The organism is Sphingobium sp. IP1, from assembly GCF_002708645.1.
GTDB lineage: Bacteria > Pseudomonadota > Alphaproteobacteria > Sphingomonadales > Sphingomonadaceae > Sphingobium > Sphingobium yanoikuyae.
Genome location: NZ_NOIW01000222.1, coordinates 1 through 2,845, shown reverse-complemented (window position 1 = coordinate 2,845; position 2,845 = coordinate 1). Strand labels below are relative to the sequence as shown.

General features: G+C 66.0%; 3 protein-coding genes. 1 reads left to right on the top strand and 2 read right to left on the bottom strand.

From position 1 onward, the window contains the following. Together CG471_RS29470 and CG471_RS29465 are read right to left on the bottom strand one after the other, a co-directional pair. The coding region (locus tag CG471_RS29470) for an aminotransferase class V-fold PLP-dependent enzyme (RefSeq protein ID WP_143560321.1) at positions 1-251 on the bottom strand (251 nt) is incomplete at its 3' end. Continuing rightward, positions 218-1,252: a cysteine desulfurase family protein gene (locus CG471_RS29465; protein ID WP_099234622.1), complete on the bottom strand. Its 1,035-nt coding sequence runs from the start codon at positions 1,250-1,252 to the stop codon at positions 218-220. The genes CG471_RS29465 and CG471_RS29470, both read right to left, overlap by 34 nt. 152 nt (positions 1,253-1,404) lie before the next feature. On the opposite strand from CG471_RS29465, the gene CG471_RS29460 reads away from it, so the two are divergent. Then, positions 1,405-2,061: an alpha/beta hydrolase gene (locus CG471_RS29460; protein ID WP_004207708.1), complete on the top strand. Its 657-nt coding sequence runs from the start codon at positions 1,405-1,407 to the stop codon at positions 2,059-2,061. Positions 2,062-2,845 lie beyond the last annotated feature (784 nt).

Sequence of the window (2,845 nt, the reverse complement as noted above, 5' to 3'; positions counted from 1 at the left end):
ATGTTCAGCGCCTCGGTCGCGCCGGAGGTGAAGAGCAGCCTACCAGCCGGTGGCAGCAACTGGCCGATCGCATCGCGCGCCAGTTCCACCTGCGCCGCCACCATGCGCCCGGCGCGATGCGCGCTGTGCGGATTGGCGAACTGGTCACGCAGCAGCGGCACCATCGTCTCGAAGGCTTCGGGCGCCAGCGGCGTCGTCGCCTGATAGTCGAGATAGATCACCGGCCCGCCCGCTCCGCCATGGCGGTCCATGTGGCCAGGAAGCGATCGACATCCGCCGCGCTGGTCTGCGGGCCGAAACTCACCCGCACCACTTCGCCCGCTGCCGCCGCGTCCCAGCCCATCGCGCCCAGCACATGGCTGGTCTTGAGCGATCCGGACGAACAGGCGCTGCCCGCCGACACGGAAATGCCGGCCAGATCGAACTGGATCAATTGCGCCCGCGCCGACAGGCCGGGCATGCGATAGCTGGCGATCGCCGGCAGGCGCGGAGCATCGCGCCCGACGATCTGCCCGCCCGCCGCCTCGATCCCGGCGTCCAGCCTTGCCCGCAGCGCGGCCGCCACCGGCATCCAGTCGCCCCGTGCCTCCAGCGCCGCCGCCATCGCCATGATCGCCGGCAGATTTTCGGTGCCGGCGCGATAGCCCTGCTCCTGCCCGCCGCTGGGCTCCACCAGCGCCAGGTCGCGGATCAACAGCGCGCCGATCCCCGGCGGCCCGCCGAACTTGTGCGCGCTGATCGCGATCATGTCGGCGTCGGGCAGGGCCAGCTTGCCCGCACTCTGGGCGCAATCGGCAAACAGCAGCAACCCCGCGCGCCGGAAATCCGCCAGTGGCTGGATCACGCCCGTTTCGTTGTTCACATGCTGGATCGCGACCAGACTGCCCAGCGCCAGCTCCGGCAACAGCACCCGGCCATCGCCATCCACCGCCAGCCGTTCGGCATCCCTGGTCACGCGCAGCACCGCATCATGCTCGACCGGCGAGGTGATGATTCGCGCGGCCTTGGCGCGGGTCAGCGCGATGGCGATCGCCTCGCTCGCGCCGGAGGTGAAGAGGACATGGCCATCCCATCCCAGCGCCGCCGCGATCCGCCGCCGCGCATCCTCCAGCATCGCCCGCGCCGCGCGCCCGTCGCTGTGCGGGCTGGAAGGGTTGGCCCAGCCGGCCATCGCGGCGACCATCGCGGCCTGCGCCTGCGGCAGCATCGGGGTGGTCGCGGCATGATCGAGATAAAGGCGGTCGGCGGCCAAGCGGAACTACTCATTGATTGCGGAAATGGCGGCGGCATCTATATAGGCGGATTGCCGCGCTGCGCCAGCGTGAAGGCCATATGGCCAAGCCCCGGCGCGCGCACGGACCCTTTCCCCGCTGCCCCGTGGCAGCCCAGACCATAACAGGTGCCATGCCCGACGTCATTTTCCCCGGACCCGAAGGTCGCCTCGAAGGCCGCTTCAGCCCCCCGCCCCGCCCGCGCGCGCCGGTCGCCATGATCCTGCACCCGCATCCGCAGGGCGGCGGCACGATGAACGACCGCATCACCCAGGCACTCTACAAGACCTTCGTGAAGCGCGGCTTTGCCGTGCTGCGCTTCAACTTCCGTGGCGTCGGCCGCAGCCAGGGCACGTTCGACAATGGCATCGGTGAACTCAGCGATGCCGCAGCGGCGCTCGACTGGGTGCAGAGCTTCCACCCCGAAGCGCAGACCACCTGGATCGCCGGCTTCTCCTTCGGTGCCTGGATCGGCATGCAGCTGCTGATGCGTCGCCCGGAAATCCGCGGCTTCATCTCGGTCGCGCCGCCGGCCAATATGTATGATTTCTCGTTCCTGGCGCCCTGCCCCTCGTCGGGCATCATCGTCCAGGGCACGGCGGACGAAGTGGTGACCGCCAGCGCGGTGCAGAAACTGGTCGACAAGCTGCGCACCCAGAAGGGCATCACCATCCATCATGACGAGATCAAGGGGGCCAACCACTTCTTCGAGCATGAGCTGGACCAGCTGATGAAGTCGGTCGACAATTATCTCGACATGCGCCTGTCGCCGGACTCGCCGATCCGCTGAGGACCGGCCCGATCGGGATCATGGAGGGGCTGCCGCCGCGCAGCCCCTTTTTCTTTGCCCGCACGATCCGCCTGGTCGCCAGGACCGGAAATCTGCCGAGCCGCATCCAGTACCGGCCCGCAACCGAATGTCGATCAGCCTGACCTTCGTGATCTCCAGCCCCCGCCTCTGGCCTTTTGCAGCGGGACGCCCACCGTCTCCCGCCATGAAGCCTTGATGGCTGGCGCCCAGAAGGAGCGCCCTCCACTTACTCCACGGCTTCTCCCAAAAACTGACCTTGGCATACCCGTCATCCCGGACTTGATCCGGGATCCATTCAGCACTCCCTATCTGGCGTAGTGCAAAATGGATCCTGACCTCCGTCAGGATGACGCCCGTTGCGATTGGCAGGTTTCGACCATTTGTGGCCGCTGGAACATCCCCCCTAACTTCTCGGTAGCGGACAGTCGCTTGTGAACGTAAGCATGGCCACATGCGGACCGGCTTTATTTGCATTGCTACGTTGACGCTATGCGCATGCAACAGCCACGAAGACGTGGCTATTCCCATCGATCAGACCACCGGATTTCGAGACGGTTATCGTGTCGAAATCAAACGTTCAGGGAGCCTCGAATGGAACGGCCAGAACCTAAATGACGCTGAATTCGTATCATACATGTGAACCGCGCCGGGTTTGCCGGAGGCTCCAACTTCTGAGTAAGTGGAGCCGATATGAGCAAAGCGACGAACAAGTTTGCACCTGAGGTTCGCGCACGGGCGGTGCGCATGGTGCTGGATCACGAGG

Coding starts and splice junctions, on each gene's coding strand:
- CG471_RS29460 (WP_004207708.1), top strand. CDS start 1,405: ATGCCCGACGTCATTTTCCCCGGACCCGAAGGTCGCCTCGAAGGCCGC.